The organism is Pseudacidovorax intermedius (assembly GCF_003350475.1).
Taxonomy (GTDB): domain Bacteria; phylum Pseudomonadota; class Gammaproteobacteria; order Burkholderiales; family Burkholderiaceae_C; genus Xenophilus; species Xenophilus intermedius.
On the sequence record NZ_QQAV01000002.1, the window covers coordinates 1 to 24096 of the forward strand.

General features: G+C 71.4%; 18 protein-coding genes and 1 pseudogene. 7 read left to right on the forward strand and 12 right to left on the reverse strand.

Features of this window, described 5'->3' with window-relative positions; all coding sequences use genetic code 11:
- The 7 genes and pseudogenes from DFR41_RS27665 to DFR41_RS06730 form a co-directional block, all read left to right on the forward strand.
- Window positions 1-792, forward strand: a pseudogene (locus DFR41_RS27665) (hypothetical protein); the annotation flags it as partial.
- A 77-nt stretch (window positions 793-869) separates the two neighbouring features.
- The gene (gene pal / locus DFR41_RS06705; RefSeq protein WP_114802217.1) at window positions 870-1382 is read left to right on the forward strand and encodes a peptidoglycan-associated lipoprotein Pal; all 513 of its coding nucleotides are present in this window, start codon (window positions 870-872) and stop codon (window positions 1380-1382) included.
- Between the two features lie 25 nt (window positions 1383-1407).
- Window positions 1408-4536, forward strand: coding sequence for a glutamate ligase domain-containing protein (locus DFR41_RS06710; RefSeq protein WP_244917681.1), 3129 nt, complete (start codon window positions 1408-1410; stop codon window positions 4534-4536).
- A 103-nt stretch (window positions 4537-4639) separates the two neighbouring features.
- Entirely contained in the window at window positions 4640-6424 is a 1785-nt protein-coding gene (locus tag DFR41_RS06715) for a peptidase domain-containing ABC transporter (protein ID WP_114802218.1), read from the forward strand.
- Entirely contained in the window at window positions 6421-7734 is a 1314-nt protein-coding gene (locus DFR41_RS06720; protein ID WP_114802219.1) for an HlyD family type I secretion periplasmic adaptor subunit, read from the forward strand. Before DFR41_RS06715 ends, DFR41_RS06720 begins: the two co-directional genes overlap by 4 nt.
- Before the next feature lie 149 nt (window positions 7735-7883).
- Entirely contained in the window at window positions 7884-9725 is a 1842-nt protein-coding gene (locus tag DFR41_RS06725) for a TolC family protein (RefSeq protein WP_244917682.1), read from the forward strand.
- A 28-nt stretch (window positions 9726-9753) separates the two neighbouring features.
- Window positions 9754-10923: a GGDEF domain-containing protein gene (locus DFR41_RS06730; protein ID WP_017758404.1), complete on the forward strand. Its 1170-nt coding sequence runs from the start codon at window positions 9754-9756 to the stop codon at window positions 10921-10923.
- A 9-nt stretch (window positions 10924-10932) separates the two neighbouring features.
- On the opposite strand, the gene DFR41_RS06735 is transcribed toward DFR41_RS06730, so the two are convergent.
- The 12 genes from DFR41_RS06735 to cpaB all read right to left on the reverse strand — a co-directional run bounded on the left by DFR41_RS06735 (window position 10933) and on the right by cpaB (window position 24051).
- The gene (locus DFR41_RS06735; protein WP_114802220.1) at window positions 10933-12321 is read right to left on the reverse strand and encodes a sigma 54-interacting transcriptional regulator; all 1389 of its coding nucleotides are present in this window, start codon (window positions 12319-12321) and stop codon (window positions 10933-10935) included.
- Between the two features lie 34 nt (window positions 12322-12355).
- Complete coding sequence (locus tag DFR41_RS06740; RefSeq protein ID WP_170159328.1) at window positions 12356-14467, reverse strand: TadG family pilus assembly protein; 2112 nt, start codon at window positions 14465-14467, stop codon at window positions 12356-12358.
- Between the two features lie 52 nt (window positions 14468-14519).
- The gene (locus DFR41_RS06745) at window positions 14520-14918 is read right to left on the reverse strand and encodes a TadE/TadG family type IV pilus assembly protein (RefSeq protein WP_114802222.1); all 399 of its coding nucleotides are present in this window, start codon (window positions 14916-14918) and stop codon (window positions 14520-14522) included.
- Between the two features lie 26 nt (window positions 14919-14944).
- Window positions 14945-15421 (reverse strand): TadE/TadG family type IV pilus assembly protein, encoded by a 477-nt coding sequence (locus DFR41_RS06750; RefSeq protein WP_114802223.1) that lies wholly within the window; start codon window positions 15419-15421, stop codon window positions 14945-14947.
- 12 nt (window positions 15422-15433) lie between these two features.
- Window positions 15434-15886: a DUF3613 domain-containing protein gene (locus DFR41_RS06755; protein WP_244917683.1), complete on the reverse strand. Its 453-nt coding sequence runs from the start codon at window positions 15884-15886 to the stop codon at window positions 15434-15436.
- Window positions 15883-16770, reverse strand: a complete 888-nt coding sequence (locus tag DFR41_RS06760; protein ID WP_114802224.1) for a tetratricopeptide repeat protein — start codon at window positions 16768-16770, stop codon at window positions 15883-15885. Before DFR41_RS06760 ends, DFR41_RS06755 begins: the two co-directional genes overlap by 4 nt.
- A 263-nt stretch (window positions 16771-17033) precedes the next feature.
- A complete protein-coding gene (locus tag DFR41_RS06765) occupies window positions 17034-17990 on the reverse strand; it encodes a type II secretion system F family protein (protein WP_114802225.1) in 957 nt (318 codons plus the stop codon).
- Complete coding sequence (locus DFR41_RS06770) at window positions 17990-19021, reverse strand: type II secretion system F family protein (protein ID WP_244917684.1); 1032 nt, start codon at window positions 19019-19021, stop codon at window positions 17990-17992. Before DFR41_RS06770 ends, DFR41_RS06765 begins: the two co-directional genes overlap by 1 nt.
- Complete coding sequence (locus tag DFR41_RS06775) at window positions 19014-20339, reverse strand: TadA family conjugal transfer-associated ATPase (RefSeq protein ID WP_114802226.1); 1326 nt, start codon at window positions 20337-20339, stop codon at window positions 19014-19016. Before DFR41_RS06775 ends, DFR41_RS06770 begins: the two co-directional genes overlap by 8 nt.
- Window positions 20340-20344: 5 nt before the next feature.
- A complete protein-coding gene (locus DFR41_RS06780) occupies window positions 20345-21661 on the reverse strand; it encodes a CpaE/TadZ family protein (protein WP_244917685.1) in 1317 nt (438 codons plus the stop codon).
- A gap of 7 nt (window positions 21662-21668) precedes the next feature.
- Window positions 21669-23039 (reverse strand): type II and III secretion system protein family protein, encoded by a 1371-nt coding sequence (locus tag DFR41_RS06785; protein WP_114802227.1) that lies wholly within the window; start codon window positions 23037-23039, stop codon window positions 21669-21671.
- A 7-nt stretch (window positions 23040-23046) separates the two neighbouring features.
- The gene (cpaB, locus tag DFR41_RS06790; RefSeq protein ID WP_114802228.1) at window positions 23047-24051 is read right to left on the reverse strand and encodes a Flp pilus assembly protein CpaB; all 1005 of its coding nucleotides are present in this window, start codon (window positions 24049-24051) and stop codon (window positions 23047-23049) included.
- Window positions 24052-24096 lie beyond the last annotated feature (45 nt).

The following is a 24096-nucleotide window of genomic DNA, read 5'->3' on the forward strand; positions in this document are numbered from 1 at the left end:
CTGGGCTCGAACGTCGTGCACGATGTCCTCTCCGGCGTGACGCAGCAGGTGGACTACGTGACCGACGGCGTGGCGAACATCACCGACAGTGCGCTGGGCGGCGATCTGCTGGGCGGCGTGCTCAGCAGCGACGGCCTGCTGGGTGGGCTGACCGGTGGTGATCTGCTGGGTGGTGACCTGCTCGGCGGTGTGCTGGGCCAGGACGGTCTGCTGGGTGGGCTCACCGGCGGTGACCTGCTCGGCGGCATCGCCGGCGACACCGGCATCGTGGGCGGCCTGCTCGACACCGTGGCCGGCGATGGCGGCCTGCTGGGCGGCGTGACCGGCGGCGAGCTCCTGGGGGGCGATCTGCTGGGGAATGTGCTGGGCGACGATGGCCTGCTGGGCGGCGTGCTGGGCGCCGCCGACGGTGCCAGCGGTGCCGGCGACCTGTTGAACGCCGTGCTGGGCGACAACGGCGTGCTCGGCGGCGCGCTGGGCAGCGTCACGGGCAGCGACGGCGCCGCCGGCGGCCTGCTGGACGGCGTCTCCGGCAGCAGCGGCGTGGTTGGCGGTCTGCTCGACACGGTGGCGGGCGACCACGGCGTGGTCAGCGGCGTGCTCGACACCGTCGCCGGCAGCAATGGCCTGCTGGGCAATGTCCTGGGTGGCAGCGGCGGCAGTGGCGGCCTGGTGGGCGGTCTGCTCGGCGGCCTCGGCAGCGTCACCGAGCCGGTCTCCAGCGGCACCGGTGGCAGCACCACCAGCCCGGCCAGCCCGGTCGGCGGCCTGCTGCACAACCTGCTGGGCTGATGAGTCCGGCGCCCTCGTCGTCCCCTGTCGAGTGGCCGGCCCGCCGTGCGGGCCGGTCGTTGACCAAAGGTCCCACCATGATGAAGTCACTCCAACGCGTCAGCCTTGCGCTGTCGGTCTCCGTGCTGCTGGCCGCCTGCGGCGCGGCGCCCAAGGACGGCAGCGAAGACACCACCTACTACTACGCCAATCCCAAGGGCCGCAGCGCCGTGGCCCCGGTGCAGGCGCCGCCCCCGCCACCGGCCCTGTCGGGGCCGGCGGGCGTGGCCCGCATCGTGTACTTCGACTTCGACAAGTACGACGTCAAGCCCGAGTACCGCTCCATCGTCGAGGCCCATGCGCGCTACATGCGCGAGCGCCCGCAGGCCCGCGTGGTGCTCGAAGGCCACACCGATGCGCGCGGCGGCCGTTCGTACAACGTGGCGCTGGGCCAGCGCCGCGCCGAGGCCGTGCGCCAGGCCATGCAGCTGGGTGGCGTGCCGGGCGAGCGCATGGAGGCCATCAGCTGGGGCATGGAAAAGCCCGCCTCGCTGGAGAAGACCGAGGCCGGCTACCAGCTGAACCGCCGCGTCGAGTTCGTCTACCGCTGACCGGCGCCGCACGATGGACCAGGACGTGAGCGCCCCCGCCCGGCCGGGCGCCGGGGGGGCGGTCTTGCCGCTCGCCGGCTCGCCCGGGCAGCCTGGCGAGCGCGGCTTTGCCGCCCAGCTGGCCGCCTGCCGCGAGAAGGTGGCGGTGATGTGCGCGGCCGTCCCGGCGCCGTACCCGGCGTTCACGCTCTTCTTTTCGGTCACCGACGGCCAGCGCCGTGCGCAGGTGCTGCATGCGACGGGCACCAGCTTCGACGAGGCCTGGCAGGCCGGCGCACGGCGCGCCAGCGCCTTCGTGCTGCGGCAGCAGTTGCAGTCGCCCTGGCTGCGGGTGGACTGGGTGCAGGGCGTGGGCGAACTGCCCGTCGGCGAGTTCGAGCAGCAGCTGCGCCAGGTCAAGCGCAACTACTTCCGCCTGGGGCTGGCCTTCGACGGCGCCTTCGCGATGGCCCTGACCGAGCAGGAGATCAATGCCAACGCGCTGCTCTACGGAGGCCCCGAGATCCCGCATGCGGTCATCAACCGCCACAACCTGGGCCTCTACCTGCAGCAGCGCTACCGCGGCCAGCCGGCCCCGGCGCTGGAGGCGCAGGACAAGGTCTATCTGCTGGCCCTGGGCGGCGTGTTCTGCCAGGAGGACGGTGTGGTGCACCGCCTGGCCGGCCACGGGCTGGACACCGGCCGCCGGCAGGTGCCGCCGCTCGATGCCGCCGCGGCGCTGGAGCTGGTGCGCACCGGCTCGGCCCACCTGGCCCGCCAGGTGCAGGACAACGGCCGCTTCGTCTACGGCTACTTCCCCTGCTTCGACCGGCTGATCCCCAGCTACAACACGCTGCGCCATGCCAGCTCGCTCTATGCCATGGCCGAGGCCTGGGAGCTCACGCGCGACCCGGCGCTGCGCCAGGCCATCGACCGCGGCCTGCAGCACCTCACGCAGCAGCTGGTGCGCGACTACACGCTGGCCGACGGCCGCGCCGCGGCCTTCCTGGTCGACGTGGGCGACGAGATCAAGCTGGGGGGCAACGCCGTCGCGCTGCTGGCGTTGGTCAAGTACAGCGAAGTGCTGGGCACCGACGAATGGCGGCCGCTGATGGAGCGCCTGGCCACCGGCATCGCCGCCATGCAGGACGCCGCCACCGGCCGCTTCGTGCATGTGCTGCATGCGCAGGACCTGTCGGTGAAGGAGGTCTCGCGCATCATCTACTACGACGGCGAGGCGGCCTTCGGCCTGCTGCGGCTGTATGCGCTGACGCGCGACGAGCGCTGGCTGGCCGTGGTGGAGCGGGCCTTCGAGCACTTCATCGGCCAGCAGCACTGGCAGGCGCACGACCACTGGCTCAGCTACAGCGTCAACGAACTCACCCGTTGGCGGCCGCTGGAGAAGTACTTCCGTTTCGGCATCCAGAACGTGGCCGGCTACCTGGACTTCGTGCTGGACCGCAAGACCACCTTCCCCACGTTGCTGGAGCTGATGATCGCGGCCCAGGCCATGATCCGCCGGCTCGAGGGCATCCCGGCCCTGATCCACCTGCTGGACGAGATCGACCTGGAGAAGTTCGAGCGCGCGCTGCACTACCGCGCCAACTACCTGCAGAACGGCTATTTCTGGCCCGAGATGGCGATGTACTTCCGGCGGCCCTCCGCCGTCGTCGGGTCCTTCTTCATCCGCCACCATTCCTTCCGCGTGCGCATCGACGACGTGGAGCACTACCTGTCGGGCATGGTGGCCTACCACCGGCTGATGGCCGAGCGCGAGGCCGCCGGACGCACCGCGCCCGAGTCGGCGGCCCGTGGCGTGCGCTGGTCGGCGGCCGAGCTGGCCCGCATCACCGGCGGCGACTGGGTGGTCGCGCCGCCCGAGGGCTGGCATGCCATCGGCATGGCGACCCGGCCCTTCGCGCAACCGCAGCGCCTGCTGTGCCTGCACGACGAGCGCGCCGGCCGCGCACCGGCGCCGCTGGAGCTGGACGGCCTGCGGCCCGCCGCGGCGGTGCTGTGCGCCCATCCGGCGCCGCACCTGCACCGCGGCCTGCCGGTGCTGCGGGTGGAGGACGTGCGCCAGGCCATGCTGGACCTGGGCGCCCAGGCGCGCGCGCAGTTTCCGGGCCGTGTGGTGGCCGTGGCCGGCAATGCCGCGCGCGACACGACCGCCGCCATGCTGGTCAAGACACTGGGCGCCTGGGGCGAGGTGGGGGAGCCCGAGACCCGCCAGCGCCTGCCGCTGGGCGTGGCCTGGGCCCTCAGCTGCCTGCCGCAGGAGGCCGCCACCTGGGTGCTGGAGCTGGGCCAGGCGCCCGCGCCGGCCATGGTGCAGGTCGCGCGGCCACAGGTGCTGGTGCTCGCCGTCGATCCTGTCGAGCCAGGCGGCGGCGACATGCAGCGCAAGATGGCGCAGCTCGTCGAGGCCATGCCCGAGGACGCCTGCGTGGTGCTGTGCCGCGACATGCCGGGCTACGACGGCCTGGCCTTGCTGGCGGCGCGGCGGGGCCTGCGCGTGTTCGACCATGGCAGCCATCGCGATGCTCAGGTGCGCCTCACGGCGCTGGGGCATGGCGAACTGCGCGCCGAGGTCGTGGGCAGCCCGGTGCGCATGAAGCTGCAGGCCGTGGGCGCGCATGTGGGCCTGGGTGCGACCGCGGTGCTGGCCACCGTGCTGGCCCTGGAATGGCAGACCCAACTGGGCGCGGCGCTGGTGGCCCTGGGCGGCTTCGAGCGGCATGAATGGCGCGGGCCCGTGCTGGAAGTGCCCATCGCCGGCGGCAGCTTCCACTTCGTGGACGAGACGCACGATGCCAATCCCACCTCCATGCGGGCCGCACTCGCCCTGCTGGCCCAGGCGCCCTGCGCGCCGAGGCAGCGGGTGGCGGTGCTGGGCGAGATGCAGGGCCTGGGCGCGGAGTCGCAGCGCCACCACCTGGCGCTGCAGACCGAGGTGCTGGCTGCGCAGCCGGGCCGCGTGCTGCTGTGCGGGCCGCTCATGGGCCCTCTGGCCCAGCGGCTGAAGCCGCTGGTGCCGGTGCGGTGGTTCAACGACGCCGCCGAGCTCGTGGCCGCCTTCGGCGACATCGTGGCGCCGGGCGACTGGGTGCTGGCCAAGGGCGGCGCGCGCATCGGCCTGGCCCGCCTCGCCAAGGCCGTCAAGGCGATGGCCTGATCGGGTCGCCTTGGCATTTACCCGGCTTTCTGTCTTCAACCTGACCTGCATCCGCCCCAGTGAGTAACAATCTGTTCATGGTTTTCAACATCGACGGCCGCCCATGCTGAAGTACCTGCTTCCCAGCCAGCTGGTCGCCCCCTCGGTCACGGCCGAGGGCGATGAGGCGGCCAGCCCGCATGCCGACGCGCTCGGCCGGGCCTTCGGCGCGGCCTATCCGGCGGTGCGGCAGGCGGCTTGGTGGTCGGTGCCGATCAGCCTGTTCGGGCTGCTGCCGTCGATCTTCCTGCTGCAGGTGTACGACCGCGTCATCTACCGCAGCGGCACCTCCACGCTGTGGGCGCTGTTCAGCGGCATCCTGTTCTTCCTGGCCATCGAGTTCGTGCTGCGCAGCCGCCGCTCGCGCCTGCTGCGCGATGCGGGCGCCACCATCGACCACGGCATCTCGGGCGCGCTGCTGCAGTCCATGCTCAACCGGCCGCTGCGGGCGCTGGAGGAGCGGCCCGCCGCCGCGTGGTTCCTGTTGTTCCGCGACGTGGGCGCGGTCCGCATGACGCTCAGCAGCGGCCTCGCGCAATCGATCTTCGACCTGCCGATGGCGCTGTTCGCGCTGGTGGTCATCGGCATCGTGGCGCTGCCGGTGCTGCCGGTGGTGGTGGTCTTCCTGGGCGTGATGTCCTTCCTGGCCTGGTGGTGGGCCGACGAGGTGCGCGCCGGCCGCGTCGAGGAAACCGAGCGCAGCCGCAACCTGGAGCGCATGACGGCCGAGATCTGCGCCGCGCGCGAAACGCTCAAGACCCAGGCCAACGACGGCCCCACCATCGAAGGTTGGCGCCAGACCTACGACCACTGGCTGGGCGAGAGCTTCCGCAAGAACGGCGAGATCGAGACCGCCCGCGACGGCACGACGGTGCTGCTGACCATCTTCTCGACGGTGGTCATCACCGTGGGCGCGCTGTCGGTCATGGAGCAGTGGATGACCGTCGGTGGCCTGGTGGCGGCCAACATGCTGGCCATGCGGGCGCTGCAGCCGGTCGCCGGGCTGGTCTCCAACTGGCGCGCGCTGGCCACGGCGGGCGAGGCGGCCAGCCGACTCGAAAAGGTGCTGTCCGAGCCGGTGGAGCGCGAGCCCAGCGGCCTGAACCTGCCGCAGCCCCCCGGGCTGGTGCAACTGCGCGATGTGGACTTCCGCTTCCAGCCGCAGGGCCGCCCGGTGTTCGAGAAGCTCGACCTGGCCATCGGCCCGGCCGGCCTGCATGCGGTGGTGGGCCGCAATGGCGCCGGCAAGTCCACGCTGGTGCGGCTGATCTGCGGCCTGTACGCGCCCAGCGCCGGCACCGTCAGCCTGGGCGAATACGACCTGGCCCAGTTCGGCCGCGACGACCGCGCCAGGTGGATCAGCTACCTCTCGCAGGAGGTCTACTGGTTCGCCGGCGAGATCATCGAGACCCTGCGCCGCTGCGCCCCCGGCCACAGCGACGAGCAGATCGTGGCGGCCTGCAAGCTGGCGGGCGCACACGACTTCGTCTCGCGCCTGCCCGCCGGCTACCGCACCCGCATCGGCGAGGGCGGCACTGGCCTGTCGGTGGGCGAGCGGCGCAAGCTGGGCCTGGCGCTGGCCTTCCTGCGCAAGCCCTCGGTGCTGGTGCTGGACGAGCCCAGCAACGACCTCGACTTCCACAGCGAGCGCCAGCTCATCAACACCCTGGTGGCCATCGCCCGCACGCGCACGGTGATCGTGGTGACGCATTCGCTGCGCATGGTGGCCGCCGCCAACAACGTCTACCATGTCACTGGCGACGGCAGCGTGGAGCAGGGCGCGCCGGCGGTGATGGTGCCCCGCCTCTTCGGCAGCCAGCGCGCCGACCTTCAGCAGGTGGCCGCATGAAGAACGACCTGCCCCAGGTCCTGCTGCGTGCCGAGGACCGCGCGCCGATGCCGGACGGTCCGGGCCGTCGCCGACGCTGGCTCATCGGCGGCGCCATCGGCGTGCTGGCCGTGGTGGCGCTGGCCTTTCCCATGGAGACCGTGGTGGTCGCCAACGGCAAGGTGATCCCGTCCGACCGCGTGAAGTCGATCCAGCATCTGGAAGGCGGCATCGTGCGCGCCGTGCTCGTGCGCGAGGGCGAGCGCGTCAAGGCCGGCCAGCCGCTGGTGGAGATCGACCTGGGCGGCAGCGGCCTCAACCTGGAAGAGCTGACCGCCCGCCAGGCCGCCACCCAGGCCGCGCGCCTGCGCCTAACGGCCGAGAGCCGCGGCGAGCCATTGCGGCGCGAGAGCTTCCCGCCCGCCATGGATGCCGACGTGGTGCGCGGCGAGCTGGGCGCGTACCAGGCCCGCTCGCTGGAGCAGCGCGGCATCGCCGCCGGCGCCCAGGCGGCGCTGGAGGCCGCGCGCAGCAAGCAGATGGAGCAGCAGGCCAAGGTGGCCGGGCTCACGCAGCGCGTGGCGCTGGCGCGCAAGGAGCTGGAGATCTCGGAGCAGCTGGCGGCCGAGAAGTTGATCGGCCAGCTGGAGGTGCTGGACAAGCGCCGCGAAGCCGAGGTGGCCGGCGCCGAACTGGCCGTGGCCCGGCAGGGCGTGGTCTCGGCCGCTGCCGCCATCGGCGAGGCGCAGGCCAAGCTGGCCGAGGCCGAGGGCAGCTTCCGCCGCCGCGCGTCGGATGAACTTTCCACCGTCGAACGCCAGCTCGCCAGCCTCAACGAGGACCTGCAGCGCGCCCGCAACCAGCGCTCGCGCACGGTGGTCACGGCGCCGGGCGAGGGCATCGTCAAGGGCCTGCGCAGCGGCAGCCCCGGCTGGGTCATCAAGCCCGGCGAGCCCATCCTGGACGTGGTGCCCGACGACGCGCAGGTGATGGTCGAGGCGCGGCTGAGCCCCAACGACCGCGGCTTCGTGCATGCCGGCCAGAAGGCCCGCGTGAAGATCACCGCCTACGACTTCCTGCGCTACGGCACGGTCGACGGCCGCGTCGATCTGGTGGCCGCCGACGCCGACCGCGACGCCACGCTGCCCACCGCGCCGCCCTACTACCGGCTGCAGGTGAGCACCAGCGCCTCCCACGTGGGCCGGCCCGAGAACCGCATCACGCCCGGCATGGAGGCGGAGGTCGACCTGATCGTGGGCACCGACCCGTTCATCTGGTACATCCTGCGGCCGGTGCTGAAGCTGCAGCGGGAGGCCTTCCGAGAACCATGAAGCACCCCCAGGCTCCGCGCTTCGCGCTCCGCCACCCCCCTCCAGGGGGCACGTCCAGCGGCCCGGCAAAGCCGGTTCCGCGGACATCCACGAATGGCCTGCTCCGCGGCCTTCTGAAAGACGGCCGTTCAGCCCCATATGGCGTGCAAATGCGTGTGCGCACCGCCATCGCCCTGGCCTGCGTGCTCGCGTGCCTGCCCGCCGCCGCCCAGGTGCAGATCCGTCGCCAGGGCGTGCCGGTGGCCGTGTACGACGAGAACGGAATGCGGCTGCTGACGGCGACGCGGCTGTCGATGCCGGAGGCGCCCGCGCCGACGCCGGTCGGTGAACGCATCGCGGCGGTGGCGCCGGCGTCGCTGCGTGGCGCGTCGGCACCCATGCTCTCCGCAGCGCCCGCTGCACCGGCGCCCGCGCCCGGCTCACTGCCCGTGACGCCCGCCTCCACGCCATCGGCTGCGCCTGCAACCGCACCCGCGGCATCCGCGCCCGCCGGCGCGCCCGGCCTCGTCATCACCGGCCAGACCCAGCGCTTCAAGCAGTCGCTGCGCACCCTGGCGCTGGAGCATCCCGAAGTGCTGGCCGCCGATGCCGCCGCCGCCAGCAGTGGCTTCGAGGTCGAGGCGGCCAGGAAGGCGCGCTATCCGCGCTTCAAGGTCGGCACCGCCAGCGGCACCTACAACAGCGGCCGCGAGGGCGCCTCCAGCGAGACCTACACCCTGCTCACCGCCGAGGCCCGCATGAGCCTGATCGACGGCGGCGCCATGAGCGCGCGCGAGCGGGCCGCCGAGGCCGGCAGCCGGGCCCAGAGCGAGGCGGTCAAGACCACCTCGCAGAAGGTCGTGCTCGACGCCCTGACCGCCTACATGCAGGTGCAGCGCTTCGACCTCAAGCGCGAGGTCGCCCGCCGCTCCACCCGCATCGTGCAGGACCTGGCCAAAAGCGAGGAGCGCCGCGTCGCCCTGGGGGGCGCCGGCCAGAACGACCTGCGCATGGCCAGCGCCCGCCGCGCCGGCATCGCCGCGCGCGAGGCGGACTTCGACGCCCAGCTGGCCGAGGCCATCGCCAAGTTCGACAGCTACTTCCGCTTCGTGCCCGATCCGGCGCGCCTGCCGCTGCTGCGCACGCCGCCGGCCTGGCAGATCGCCTCGCAGCAGGAGGCCATCGCCCGCGCCGAATCGCGCAGCACGGAGCTGACCGAAGCCCAGGAGCGCGTGGCACGCGCGCGGGAGCTGGTCGAGCAGCAGGAGGCCAGCGTCTGGCCCACGGTGGATGCCGTGGTGGTCAAGACCAAGGACCCGCGCGGCGTGACCACCTCCGAGCCCACGCGCGCCGCGCTGGAGCTCAACTGGAACTTCGGCAGCGGCTTCGACCGCCAACTGCGCGTCAAGTCGGCGCTGGCCGAGGTGCAGACGCAGGAGGCCAAGCTCGACGGCGTGCGCCGCAACCTGCTGGAGCTCACGGCCTCGGCCTGGGGCCGCACCGCCAGCGGCCGCGAGCGCGAGCAGCAGCTGCGCGAAGCCGTGTCCGAGTCGGGCGAGGCCTTCCGGGGCCGCAGCCGGCTGCTGGAGTTCGGCCGCGAGACGCTGCCCAACGTGCTCGATGCGCAGCTCGACCACAACAACCTGCTGCTGGACTACATCGATGCCGTGTTCGACCTGCGCGTCACCGAGTTCCGGCTGGCCCGGGCCACCGGCGAGCTGCGCGTGGAGCCCGACGGCGTCAGTCCCTGGATCGACGAGATCGTGGGCGGGCCCGCGCGTTCGCTGCTGGGCCCGGACGGCCTGGGCATGACGCAACAAGGCACACCTGCCGTGCCCGCCGGCCCGCGGGCGCGGGCCGTGGTGCAGCAGCCGATGGCGCCGCCGGCACCTTCCGCGGCGCCGTTGCGGGGCCCAGACCTGAAGGCCGCGCAGCGCGCGGGCGGCGTGGCGGTACCGGCGCAGAGCCTGCCCCAGCGCATGGCCCTGCGCACTGCTTCGCGTCTACAGTGAGGGGCGTACCTTCCCTCGTGCCTTCTCCTTGAACGACGCCGATCCGATCCTGCGACGCCGCCGCGTCGAGGCGCTCTACGACACCGTGCCCGTCTCCGGCTTCATGGGCCTGGCGGGCGCCGCCATGCTCGCCAGCGTCTTCTGGCGGCCCGACCGGCATGCGCTGGTCATGGGCTGGCTGGTGGCCTCCTGCCTGCCCATCTTCGCCCGCATGGGACTGCGCCTGGCGTACCGGCGCAGCCGCCAACGGGACGATGTCGGCCTGCGTTGGGTGTGGGCCTCGCTGGTGCTCATGGCCCTGACCGGCCTGGCCTGGGGCATCGGCCTGGGCTGGATGCTGGTCCACGGTGAGGCGGACGAGGTGCCGGTCGTGATCGGCACGGCATTGGGCGCGGTGGCCATGACCATGACCAACATGGCGTACTGGCAGACCCATGCGGCCTTCCAGGTGCCCATCCTCGGCTCGCTGGCGGTGGCGGTGCTGATCGCGCGGCCTGGCTTCGCGCATGTGCTCTCGGTGGCGTCGGTGGTGCTCTGCCTTGCCCAGCTTGCCGTGGCGCGGCGCATGGGCCGCATCTATGTCGACGCGCTGCGCGTTTCGCTGGACAACGAACGCCTGGCGCAGGACCTGGCCACGCGCAGCCATGCGCTCGAGCAGGCCAACTTCGAACTCGAACTGCTCAGCCGGGCCGATCCGCTCACAGGCCTGGCCAACCGACGCAGCTACATGGAATGGCTGGAGACCGTGTGGGCGCGCGCGCTGCGCGAGGACACCCCTCTGGCCCTGCTGTCCGTCGACGTCGACCGCTTCAAGCTCTACAACGACGCCCACGGCCACGGTGCAGGCGACCGCTGCCTGCAGGCGGTGGCCTCGGCGCTGGCCCATGCCTGCCGCAGCGAGCAGGACCTGGCGGCGCGGCCGGGCGGCGAGGAGTTCGCCATCGTGCTGCCGGCCACCCCGTTGCGCGACGCGATGCAGGTGGCCGAGCGGGTGCGCCAGGGCGTGATCGATGCCTCGCGCGATGCCGGCTGGGCACTGCCTGCGGGCGTGACGGTCAGCGTGGGCGTCGCATGCCGCCATCCCCGCGACGGCGGCGGCATCGAGGACCTGCTTCGCGAAGCCGACCAGGCGCTCTACCAGGCCAAGGACCGCGGACGCAACCGCGTCGAGGCTGCATCGGTCGCCGTCTCGGTCTAATTCCCCGGCTCAGGACGATTCCGGCGCCTCCGGCACGCCCGGCTCGCCATCCATGATCTGGTACTTGCGCATCTTTTCCCACAGCACCTTGCGGCTGATGCCCAGGTGCTGGGCGGCGTCCTGGCGGCGCCAGTCGTTCACTTCCAGCGCCGCGATGATGCGGTTGCGCTCCGTCGCGTTCCAGCCGCGGCGCTCCGGCGGGGCGGCGGATGGCACCTCCACCGGCCGCGCCAGCGCCAGGGCGCGCTGGATCAGCGTGGGCTCCCAGCTCTTGGTCTGCCGCGCGATCACGCCCACCCGCTCGGCCAGGTTGCGCAGCTGGCGCACGTTGCCCGGGAAGGTGGCCGAGGCGATGGCGTCGGTCAGCCAGTGCGGCGCCTCGCCCAGCTCCTGCAGCAGCGGCTCGCCCAGCACGCCGGTCAGCACGGCCTTGAAGAGGGCGATCTTGTCGGCCTCGCCGCGCTCCTCCAGGCTGGGGATGCGCAACTCGATCACCGCCAGGCGGTAGAACAGGTCGGCGCGGAATTCGCCTGCGGCCACCATCTCGCGCAGGTTGCGGTTGGTGGCCGCCACCAGGCGGAAGTCCACCCGCAGCGGCGTGGCCGAGCCCAGGCGGGTGACCGCGCCGTCCTCCAGCACCCGCAGCAGCTTGACCTGCTGGTAGCGCGGCAGGTCGCCGATCTCGTCCAGGAACAGCGTGCCGCCCGTGGCCTGCTCGAAGTAGCCGCGGTGTGCATGCACGGCGCCGGTGAAGGAGCCCTTGGCATGGCCGAAGAACAGCGACTCGAACAGCCCGTCCGGAATCGCGCCGCAGTTGACCGCCACGAAGGCACCCTTGCCGTAGGTGGGATGGCCATGGTGCAGCAGCTGCGCCACGCGCTCCTTGCCCACGCCGGTCTCGCCCTGCACCAGCACCGAATGGTCGCTGCCCGCGAAGGTGTTCACCTCGGCCAGCAGCGCTTTCATGGGTTCGGACAGGGCCACCAGCTCGCCGGGCGCCGGCGCCTCGGCCGCGCGGGCGCGCAGCTGGCGCACCAGCTTGGCGACCATGGTGCGCAGCTCGGCGCAGGTGAAGTCGTAGGGCAGGACGTGCAGGTACTCGGGCGGGTAGTTGCGCGGATCGCGCTCGCGAGTGCTCGCGCCCACCCAGATCACCGGCATGCCCTGCAGCAGTTCGGTGGCATGCGGCAGGCCGCCGCCGTCGATGGCCGTCACGCTCATCACGGCCAGCGACGGACGCAGCGGCTGCTCGCGCTCGGGCAGGCTCATGAAGCGGTCATCGGCGCGGATCACCTCCACGTCGAAGCTGGACATGCAGCGCGCCACCCGGTCCAGGATGTCGGCCTTGCCCTCCCACACATAGAGGTCGAGTTCGTCGAAGGCGGGGGAGACGCTCATGAGTGCGCGACGTATTTGGCCAGTCGTTCAGGAATCAATACACAAGCTTGGTTGTGTGGCAGCTCACGGAATGGAGCTTGACGTCCGTCCGACCCAACTCAATGCCCAGCACGTCGCCAAGCAGGTTTGACAGTGCTGCCCCCACCGCATCAAGCGCAGGGCTCAGCAACTGCAGCAATGGCCCCAGGATCGTCGATAGAAGCGGTGTGCCTGTGCCTTTGGGATCAAGGCTCAATAGGTTGGACACTAGATTCAGAACACTTCCCAGGAGCCCGCCCACCAATCCGTCTTGAGCCGGCGTCTGCAAGGACTGGATGAGCTTGGTGCGAATGCATGTGGCACGAGATGACCCAAGGCATGTGTTGGTGCTTGATGTCCACTCCGACACCATGTCGCTCGAAAGCAAGCCCAGTACGGCGGGACGCTTCCAGTTAACGCCATCTGCAGTCAGCAGGTTTGCTACTCCAGATACATTCGTTGCACCTGCTCTTCGCAGGTAGTCATCGGCCATGCTTGTCGCAATCTCCACCGTGCTCGCTCGCTGCGCGGGTTGGCTGCCGTCATCACCTGTTGCGCTTAAGCCGAGCGCCAGCAGTTGATTGAAAAGGCTCACGACGGTGCTTCCAATGGGCAGAGCGTTGCGTTGGGTTGTTTGCGAACTGTCCTGCGAAGGTGGAGGCGACAACGTAAGGGACTCTGTGCGATCAAGTGCGGGCACTTGGACTTTTCCGTATAAAAGGTCGATGCCCATCGCACGCACGAAGGTCATCTGACCCAGCGTCGCATCGGTGCACACATCGGTCTTGGACCAGAGCACTGAACTGGGGATTTGGCCGATACAGGCGTTGAGCACTGCCGATTCGACGGTAATGGTTGCCTGCGGGGGGGCGGCAGCGCAATCCAATGCGGTCAGTTCTCCTTTCGCGTTGATCACGTCGATCACGATAGGAAGGTCGATGCTCGTGCGCAGTATCCCGAGCAAGCCGCTTAAAGCACTGGCAGACGATTTGATGGATGCGACGATCCTCACCTGGGCGTTGTAAGCCATGGTGCCGACATCACCGATGCCGATGGATGGCGGCTCAATCACTCGTGCTTCCAGGCTGATGCCGAGCGTTGGCGCACTTACGGGCAGGGAAAGCGCGTTCTTGGACGTCGCAACGCCGACTGAGGTTGTGAGCAGTTCCAGCGCATTGAGCTGCACTCCCAGGGCGGCCGCAGCCGTCGCAGTGCTGATGTTTCCAAAGAGTCCTCTGAGCCCTGTCCCTGATGCAGCATCGGTGCCCAGTTGAATGAGAAGTTGGCTCACGTCCAAGGTCGCGCCCAGCGCGTTCAAGAGGCTCGCATTCGCGGAGAGAAGCAGATTGCCATCTGTACCTTGGTTGGAGGCCAAAGTGGCAATCGCGCTCAGCAGGTCACCCAACTGAACTTTGTTCGCCGCCAACAAAGCGTTGAGGTCGCCCACAGTCATGTCTGCGCTGACGGGGATCCCCAGTTCTTGAAGCAATCCGGACGGGGTGAGGGATACGTTGGCGAGGCCGGAGTAGCAGCCAACGCACAAGCCATTTACGTTGATGCCCGCCAACTTCAGCGTCGATATGAGCGGCGCGTCCGGGTTGCTTGTGATCAGCTTCGAGCCAACGGAAAAGGCCGCAGAGGGGGAATCCAGCGCAGCGATCGCTTCGACGGTAATTTCCGTGGACCGATTGCCCGGAAGAACTGGAAGCATGAGTGCCGGTGTCCTTCGAATACCTACGCGCACGGCATTGAAGGGTGGCAGGGCCTGGAAATGACGATCCTTGGCGTCACCGCGGGTGGGGTCCCAGTTGCCGCATTCCACGTCGCCGGCCGCCAGGCTGAACTCGTGCGGCAGGTTCCGGTTGGCATCCTGCGTGCCGCTGCCATTGGCATTGGAGAGCGCCGCCTGCTGGGCCGCGGTGCAGCTGGTGGGCTGCACCTGCTGCGCGCCGGCCAGCGCGGCCAGGTCGGCGGCCTTCTGCAGGTCGCGCTTGGTCAGCAGCATGTAGCCGAGCTCAGTCCCGAGCAGCCCGATGATCAGCACGGCCAGGGCCAGGGTCGCGTTGATCACGACAGCGCCGCGCTGGCCAGCGCGACCAGGGCATTGCTGCAGCAGGCGGCGGGCCATGAAGACGCCTGCGCCATGGCACCGGCGGATGGAGGCTGGGCGGCGCGTCATGTCACGAGGGCCTCGCTGCGCTGGCGCGCGCCTGCAGCATGTCCGGGATGAAGCGGTCGGCCAGCGGCAGCAGCGGCAGGATCGCGTTGCTGCGGTAGGGTAGGCGCACAGTCACCACCACCGGGTCGGCAGCGGCCGTGGCGCTGATCTCCAGGCCATTCGCGGTGGACAGCGGCACCGCCAGCGAACTGCGCACCACGGCTTGGATCTGCGCCTCGGTGGGCGCGTTGTACATGGCTACGGCACGCGCACCGTCCTCGGCGGCGCGGGTGATCTGGTGCCGCGTGTAGAACACCGAGCCGAAGGTAGCCAAGCCGTAGAGCACGGTGAACAGGGCGATGAACACAATGCTGAACTCGATCGCGGCCACACCCCGCTGGCGCCCACGCGTCGTGCACATGGGGCGTAACGTGGCCGGGCGCCCCCTCACAGCGACCTCCCATCGAGCAGCACGCGGGCCTGCGCGGCGACCACGTCCGGCAGCGCAAAACCGGGGAAAGGCGGCAGCACTGCCTGCAGGCCGGGTGCGCTGACCGTGACCTCGATGCTGCAGCGATTGGCCAGTTGGGCGTCGCAACTGCTGCCGTTCTCGTACACGACGCGCGAGGCCACCGTGGGCGCGACCGGCAGCCAGCCCGTGGCCTTGCGCGTGGCTTCGGTGCTGGCCGCCGCCTGGCGGGCTGCCAACGTGGGCTGGTAGCGCAGCGCGGCCCGCGCCCCATCCTCCGCCGCGTTCTGCAGCCCGAAGCGGAAGGTGAACACGATCGCGGAGCACACGATGGTGTAGATGAGCGCAAAGAACAGCAGGAACACCATCGCGTACTCCAGCGAGTACACGCCGCGCTGCACCCGTGCGGCGCGCGGCCGCGGGGCGTGTACGCGAGGGCGGGCCGTGCGTGGCATGTCGTTCGTCGTTCAGCGGGCCACGCCGGTGGAGGTGCCCGTGCCGGTGCCACCCTGGCGCACCGACACCGAGGAGCCGTACCGATCGGGAATCGGGTGGTTGAAGCTGTTCAGGTAGCGCTCGTAGCTGCGGTGCGCCACCTCGCCGGGAATGGGGCGTGGCGTGGCCGAGGCCATCGTGCCGCCGCGCTGCAGGGCCAGCAGACGCTGCGTGGCCGCGCCGACGGGCAGCGCCGGCTGGTCGGTGGCGGCGGCCGTTTCGTCCAGGGGCGCGCCGCCGCCCGCCGGCGAGGCCGGGGGGCTTGGCACCGGCGCGGCAGACATCGGCATCGGTGCGACCTGCACCGGCGTCACCTGCCGGCTGTCAGCCGATGGCGATGCGGCCTTCGCCGAGGTCTGGGCCTGGGCCGGCGCAGCAGCGAGCGTGCCCAGGAGCAGCAGGGAAAGCAGGGTCGTCTTCGTCATGGCGTCCTTCCGGTGTCGGGGGCGTTGGGCGCGCGCTCGGCGCTCGCGGTGGTGGCGGCGCCGGCCGGTGCGGCCATCCGCGGCAGGCTGGCCCGGGTGGCGGTACGCAGGGCCAGGCCGCCCGGCGCAAAGCCGGCCGGCAGGTCGGTGGTGGCCACGGGGGCACCCCCACCGGCCAGGTCGCGCGCCGCCTGGCGGATGGCCTCGCGGCTGGCCGGGGGCATGCGCTGGGCGTCCATCAGCGCGCTGGCCTGATCGGTGCGGCCGCTGGCTTCCAGGTAGAGGGCGAGGTTGGCCTGCACCTGCGCTTGGTCGGGGCGCAGCTGGGCCGCCTGCATCAGCGGAACGCGGGCCGCGTCGATGCGGCCGGCGCGCAGCAGGGCATAGCCCAGGTCGCTCAGCAGCAGGCCGTCGGTGGGTGTGCTGCGGCGGGCCTGCTCCATCAGGCGTGCGGCTTCGGCGAAGTCGCCATTGCCGCCGGCGAGCAGGCCCAGGCCGTGGTAACCGGCCGCTTCGAGCGGCGTGCCCACGAGGCGCCGGTAGGCGGCCGCGCTGGCGGCGTCCTGCCCGGTCTGGCGCAACGCATCGGCACGCAGTCGCGTCGACGCGGGCATCACGCCGTGGCGTGCCTCCAGCGCGTCCACATGCGCCAGCGAGGCGAACCACAGGCCGTCCTGCTGCATGCGCTCGACCAGGCGCAGGTAGGTGCCCGCGCTGTCGATGGCGGATGCGCCTTCGCCGGCCGGCACGGCATCGGCGGCAGCCTGTGCGTTCTGCCGCTCGCGCGCCGCGCCGGCGCCTGGGTAGTCCGACCGCGGCGTGCTGCCGCAGGCCGCGAGGCCCAGGCAGAGAAGGCTGAGGGCGATCACGGAAATCCTGTGCATGGGCGACTCCTTTCTCGTGGGGCGACAACAAGCGCCAGCATTGGCACCTGTCGAAGGGCCGCGGAGCAGGCCACGCCAGTGCACCCCAGGAACTGGCTTTGCCAGCCCTGCGGGTGCGCCCCCCTCCAAGCCGAAGGCGTCTGAGAGGGGCTGAGGGCCGCGGCTCCAAGCCTGCCTGCGCAGGCTTGGACGTGCCCGAAGAGCAGCCGCCTTTGGCGGCCGCCAGGAGCATTGAAGCGGCATGGGGGGTGTCATCTGGGATGTCATCTCATGCTCCCGACCGAACGGACGATCGCCAGGAAACCAGGGCCCGCGGTGACCACCAGCAGCGCCGGCAGCAGCGTGGTGACCATGATCACGGTCATCTTCACGGTGATGCGGCCGATGCGCTCCTTCATCTCCATGCGGCGGCGCTCGCGCAGCCGCTCGCTGAAGATGCGCAGCGGCTCCTGCACGGCGCCGCCGTGGCGGTCCACCTGCACCAGCAGCATCACCAGGCTGGCCAGATCCTCGTTGCCGTGCAGCGTGGCCAGGCGCTGCAGCGAATGCTCGCGGGTGCGGCCCTGGGCGTACTGCCGATTGGCGATGCCCAGCTCGAAGCCCAGCACGCGCAGCACATGGTGGAAGTCGGTGGCCATGATCTGCAGGCTCTGGTCCAGGCTCAGGCCCACGCCCTGCAGCAGGCGCAGCAGGTCGACGAAGAGCGGCAGCTCCTGCGCCACCTGTTCGCGGCGGTCGGCCGCGCGCCGCGCCAGCAGCCACTTGGGGCCCATGAAGCCGAGCGTGAAGCCGAAGGCCAGTCCGGCAATGGCCCTGGCCGGGGTCTGGCTGCCTGCCCACGCCATGTAGACCAGCACCGGCAGCAGCAGCGCCAGGCCCAGACGCAGCAGCAGGAAGATGAGCTGTGCCCGCACGGCCGGGAAGCCGCACTGCTCGATCAGGCGCCGGTCCTCGTCGGCGACCAGCGCGCGGCCCAGGCGCGTGTCCAGCCAGTGCACCGGCAGGTCGCTGGCGCTGGGGGCGGCCAGGGGCGCATGCAGGCTGGGGTCGCCGGCCTGGCTCAGGCTGGCGCCATGGGCCAGGGCGCGGTCCAACGCGCGCTCGTGGCGCAGCCGGCGCAGCTCGGCACTGATGAGGGCGGCACCCAGCACCAGCAGGCCCAGGGCGAGCACCGCCACGCTGAGGGCGGCGAGCAGGGTGGGGCTGAGTTGCTGGGGCATCACAGCCTCGCCACCCGGTACAGCAGCACCGCGCCCAGCAGCTGCAGGCCCGCGCCGCCGAAGACCATCATGCGGCCCGTGCCGTCGTGCCACATGCGCAGGAAGTAGTCGGGGTTGTTGGTGACGATCAGCCCGCCCACGATGAGCGGCAGCAGGCCGAGGATCCAGGCCGACAGCCGGGTCTCGGCCGACAGTGCCTGCAGCTCCTGGTCGGCCTGCTCGCGGTCGCGGATGAAGTGCGCCAGCCGCTCCAGCAACAGGTCTGCCCGGCCGCCGTAGCGCACGCCCAGGCCCAGCACGGCAGCCATCAGGTGCAGCTCCTGCACGCGCACGCTCTCGGCCGTCTGTGCCAGCGCACGGTCCAGGTCCACGCCTGCACGCACCAGGCCGGCGGTGCGCTCCAGGTAGGCCCGCAGCGGCTCGCGCGCACTCGGAATGGCGAGCTGGAAGGCCGCCTGCGTCGAGTTGCCCACCGTGATGAGCCGCACCATCGCATCGATGAAGCCCGGCAACTGGCCCACCAGCCGGCGGCGGAATTTCTGCACCCGCCACCAGAGGAAGAAGGCCGACAGCGGCAGCAGCACGGCCAGTGCCGCGACCACACCGGGCGCCGAGGCCAGCAGGCCTGCCAGCGACACCAGGATCCCCAGAGCCAGCGCGCCCAGGCCGAGCTGGGGCGCCGATACCGCGCCCTGCAGCCAGGGCGGCAGCAGTTCGTCGAGGCGGCCGCGGCCGGACGTGCTGGCCGCGGTGGCCGCCTCGGTCGTCGCGGCCCAGGGGTCGACCAGCGTGCCATCGGCGGGTGCGGCCGCCAGCGGCTGTGCACTGGCGGGCGTCGACAGCGGCGCCGGCCGGGCGCGGGGCACGGCGTCGTTGTCGGCCAGCCCGGCGAGCTGTTCGCCCAGGTGGCGCGCAGCAGCGGCCCGGCCCTGGCGTGAGGCCGCCCACTGCCACAGCAGCAGGCCGGCGGCGGCCAGCATCAGGGCCACGGCCGCCAGCAGCAGCAGGCCGATGCGCGGCGACTCAGCCACGGCGGCCCTCCGCGGTGCCCTGCGTGCTGCGGGCCAGGGTCTGGCGCAGCCGCGCGATCTTGGGCGAATGCGGCGCAATGCCCAGCGACACCCAGCGGTCGCGCTCCTCGCCGTCGGGCCCGACCTGCGGCTCGTAGCGGTAGAGCTCCTGCATGGCGACCACGTTGTCGTTCACGCCCGTCACTTCCGACAGCGACAGGATGCGCCGCTGCCCGCCCGAGAGCCGGCCGATCTGCACGATGAAGTCGATGGCGCTGGCAATCTGGCGGCGCAGGCTCACTTCGCTGCCCTGGTAGCCCGCGAAGCCCGCCAGCATCTCCAGCCGGTAGATGCATTCGCGCGGCGAGCTCGCATGGATGGTGCCCATCGAGCCGTCGTGGCCCGTGTTCATGGCCTGCAGCATCTCGATCACCTCGGCGCCGCGCACCTCGCCCACGATGATGCGGTCGGGCCGCATGCGCAGGCTGTTGCGCAGCAGGTCGCGGATGGAGACCAGCCCCGCGCCATCGAAGCCGCCCTGACGGCTTTCGAGCCGCACCACGTGGGCGTTGGCCAGCGACAGCTCGGCCGTGTCCTCGATGGTGATGACGCGCTCGGTCTCGGGGATGAAGGTGGTCAGCGCATTGAGCAGCGAGGTCTTGCCCGAGCTGGTGCCGCCCGAGACGAGGATGTTGCAGCGCGCCCGCACCGCCATCTCCAACACCTGCGCCATGCCGGCATCGAAGGTGCCCAGCTTGACCAGTTCGGCCGGCGTGAGCGGGTCCTTGCGGAACTTGCGGATCGACACCGACATGCCGTCCAGCGCCAATGGCTCGATGACGGCGTTGATGCGGCCGCCATCGGGCAGGCGCGCATCGACCATCGGGTTGGATTCGTCCAGCCGCCTGCCCAGCGGCGCCAGGATGCGGCGCACGATGCGCAGCACATGATCGTCGTCGGAGAAGCGGATCTGCTCGCGCGTGAGGATGCCGCGCCGTGAGACATACACGTTCTTGTGGCCGTTGATCAGCACGTCCTCGACGGCCGGGTCGTTCAGCAGGTCTTCGAGCGGCCCGAGCCCCGCCAGCTCCTTGGTGAGCGCATCGGCCACCAGCTGGATCTCGCGCTCGTTGATGGGCACGCGCTGCAGTCGCACGAAGCTGTCGAGCTCCAGCTCCACGAACTGCTGGATCGAGGCGCGCGACCAGCGGCCGAACTCGGCGCCCAGTTCCTCGATGCGGGTGAGCAGGTGCTCGTGCGTCCAGTTCTTGATGTCCTGGAACTGCTGGGAGCCGACGAAGGCCTGGTCGTCGTCGGCGAACTGGATGTCGGGGGACATGGCGCTCAACCCTCTTTCTTCCACAGGCTGCCGATCTGCTTGCCCAATGCACGCCAGCGGGCCGGCGACGCGGCGGCGCTGCGCGGTGCGTTGGCGCCCGGGCCACCGCCGGGCAGCGATTCGCGCAGGCCACGCGCCATCGCGGCCACCGCCTGGGTGTAGGCATCGCTGCGCGCGGTGCGCACCAGCATCTCGCCGCGGCTGGCGGCGGCATTGAGGGCGGCGGCCCGCGCCGGCACCACATGGGCCAGCGGCAGTTCGAGCCGCGCGGCGATCTCGCGCGCCGAGAGCTCCACATGGCTGTCGAACTTGTTGACCACCAGCGCGAAGTCCTTCAGGTCCACGCCCTTGGCCTTCAGGTCCTTGAGCAGCGCGGCGGTGGAAACGATGGCGCCGATGCTCTGGTCGCACACCACCCACACGCGGTCCGCCTCGCGGGCCGTCTGCGCGATGAAGTCCACCGACGAGAAGCCGCCCAGGTCCGCCACCTGCAGGTCGAAGAAGTCGGCCAGGCGGCGGATCAGCTGGGCCGAGTCGGCATGGGAGATCTCGCGCACCTGCGCCAGGCTGGCGGGCAGCGGCAGCAGGGCCACGCCGCTGTCGTGGTGGGCCAGCGCGGTCTGCAGCAGCGTGGGGTCGATGCGGCGCAGGTTGCGCACGCCGTCCACGAAGCTGAACTCGCTGGGCGTGTCCAGGTAAAGCAGGGCATCGCGCGCGGGCAGGCCCAGGTCGAGCAGGGCGACGCCGCGGCGCTGCGTGGCCGTGACGCTGCGCTGTGCGGCGCCCGGGCCGCCCAGCTGTTCCTGCAGCAGCAGGGCCAGGCTGGTGGCCAGCGTGGTGGTGCCCACGCCGGCGCGCGCGCCCAGCAGTGCGAGCGTGCCGCCGCGCACGCTGCGCTGCGTGGCGGCACGCCGCTGCATCAGTGCCCGCAGCGTGACCTGGGCATCCTCCGGCGCACCGGCCAGGTCGATGAAGTCGTCCACGCCGGCACGCAGGGCGCCCAGCGTGGCGGCGGGGTCGGTGGCCAGGCCGGCGGCGGCCACCGGCAGCGCGGGCCAGTCCTGCCGCAGCTGCTGCAGCAGGGCGGCCGCGTCGTCGGCGCCGCCACCGCCGAAGTCGATCAGCACCGCCTGTGGCGACAGCATGCCGATGCGCTCCGCGATGCCTGCGCCCGCGCGCAGGGGCACCACCACGCCCTGGCCCGCCAGCGCGTCGGTCATCCAGGCCACGCGGGCCGGGTCGGCGCACACGAACACGTAGGTGGCGGTGCCGGCGTCGGGAAAGCGGTCGCGCGGTGCGTTCATGGCGCTGTCTTCGTTCACGAAGGGCTCATCGCGAGAAGCCGGGCAGGCTCGTGCTGCCGGGCACGTTGCCAGTGAAGATCGAGCGCCACACCGGGCCGTCGCGCTGCTCGTTGGCGCCGGGCAGGTAGGGCGACAGGTCGGTGCCGCGGGCGATGGGCCGCACCAGATGCGGCGTGACCACGATCACCAGCTCCTTCTCGCTCATCTGGTAGCGGTTCTGCTTGAAGAAGGTGCCGAGCACGGGCAGGTCGCCCAGCAGCGGCACCTTGTCGGCGTTGGAGCTGGTGCTGCGGCTGACCAGCCCGCCGATGATGAAGCTCTCGCCGTCGCCCAGCTCCACCGTGGTGTCGGCGCGGCGAGTGGTGATGGCGGGCACGGGCACGCCGTTGAGGCTCAGGGCGTTGGCGTAATCGAGGTCGCTGGCCTCGGGCGCCACCTTGAGCGCGATGCGGTCGTCGCCCAGCACCGTGGGCGTGAGCGTCAGGCCGATGCCGAAGGGCTTGTATTCGATGGAGGTGGTGCCCAGGCCCTGCGGGACCGGGATGGGCAGCTCCCCGCCCGACAGGAAGCTGGCGCTCTGCCCCGAAAGGGCCACCAGCGTGGGCTCGGCGAGCACCCGGGCCAGGCCGTTGCCTTCGAGGAAGCCCACGTTCAGGCCGATGCCGGCGCGGCCGAAGTTGAACAGCAGATTGAAGGCCTGCGACAGCGGGTTGTTGGCGTCGGTGGTGAGCGAGCCGTCGGTGTTGTAGGTGGTGCTCTTGAGCGAGGTGGGCGTGAACACGCCGAAGCTGAAGCCGTGCGAGTTGGCCCGCGTGCTGAAGATGTTGAGCCCGGCCTGCTTGAGCACGCTGCGGTTGAACTCCACCACCTTCACGTCGACCTGCACCGTGTGGCTCTTCACCTGCACGCTGGAGCGGTCGGTCAGCGTGGCCTTGTCGGGGAAGGCCGCCAGCGCGGTCTCGCGCGCCTGGCGGTGCTCCGGCAGGCTTTCGCTGCTGCCTTCGAGCACGGCGGTGCGGCGCTGCACCTCGATGGCGTAGGTGCGGCCGGCAGCTTTGCCCTTCTCCCACACGATCAGCGAGGTGCCTCCTGAGGCCTTGCCGGTGATGACCAGCCGCGCTGCCGGCGAGCCCGGCGTGCGGCGGGCGATGGTGACGCCGGCCACCGACTCGTCGGCAATGGCGATGCGCTCCACCGCGCCGTCGAAGACCAGTTCCTTCTGGGTGCCCATGGTCAGCACCAGCCGGGCCGGGTCGGCGGCCGGCGTGAGCGCCAGGGCCGTGGGCGCGGCCGCGGGTGCGAGCAAGGCGACGGCCAGCACGGTGGGGATCGGAAGGCGGCGGGGACGCAGGCGCATGGTCGTGGTCGGTGAGGGGCGGGCGGTGGGCGGGGCCATGGTGCGGTCAGTAGCGCACCGTCTCGCGGCGGTCGCCGCGGATCACTTCCACCTCCAGGCCGGCCGGGGCGGGGCGTGTGCCGGAAGAGGCAGGAGCGGCGGCCACGGTCCGGCGCACGGCCCGGTTGCCGCCGTTGGCCAGGTCTTCCACGGCCAGGCCGGCCTGGGCGCGGTCGATGCCGTCCAGAGGCGCGCGGGCCTTGTCGCCGCGCGCGGCGGGCAGCGGCTGCAGCGCAGGCGGCAAGTCGGCGAACAGGCGCGGGTCGGGCTCGGCGGTGTCGGCCGGATTGCGCAGCGCCAGCAGCAGGCGGCCGCTGTTCTCGACCAGCACCAGCCGGTTCACGTCGGCCACGGGCACGGCCAGCACGGCGGTGCGGGCGGCTTCCACGCGCTGGCCGCCGGTGGATGCGCTGGTCGCGCTGTTGACGCGGCCGTTGCCGCCTTCCGCACGGCTGGCGTTGCCGTCGAGGGAGGCCTGCCCGAAGGCCAGCACGCGCAGGCGCGCGAGCAGCAGCCGCGCCTGGCTGCGCTCGATGTCGCGGCCATCGGCCTTGAGGGTGAAGAAGACATCCACGTAGTCGCCGGGCGTCACGCGGTTGCCGACGCCGATGACCTCGTCCACCTTGACGGCCACGGCGCGCTCGCCCTCGGCCAGCTTGAGGGCGAGGCCCGTGCTCAGCTGCGCTTCGAGCACCGGCGTGCCGGCGCCCAGGTCCAGCACCGGCACGCGGCCGGCCACGTCCGCCGTGTTGCGGAAGGCGCCGGCAGGGTCGATGGGCAACTGGGCCAGTTGCAGCGCGTCGGCGGGGATCGGCTGGCCGGCCGGCACGGCCTTGCTCGTCACCACCACCGCATAGGTGGCGGCGGGCGCGGCGGTAGGCGGGGCGCTGGCGGCGGGTGCCGCCGCCGTGCGGACGGGCGCCGGGTTGCGGCTCAGCAGCCACGCATACACCGCCAGCGCCACGGCCAGCAGCACGAGGAGAACGGCCAGGATCTTGGAGAAGCGGAGCATGGCGGGCGGTTCAGTTCGGGTCGAGGGGGACGCGGCCGGCGTACG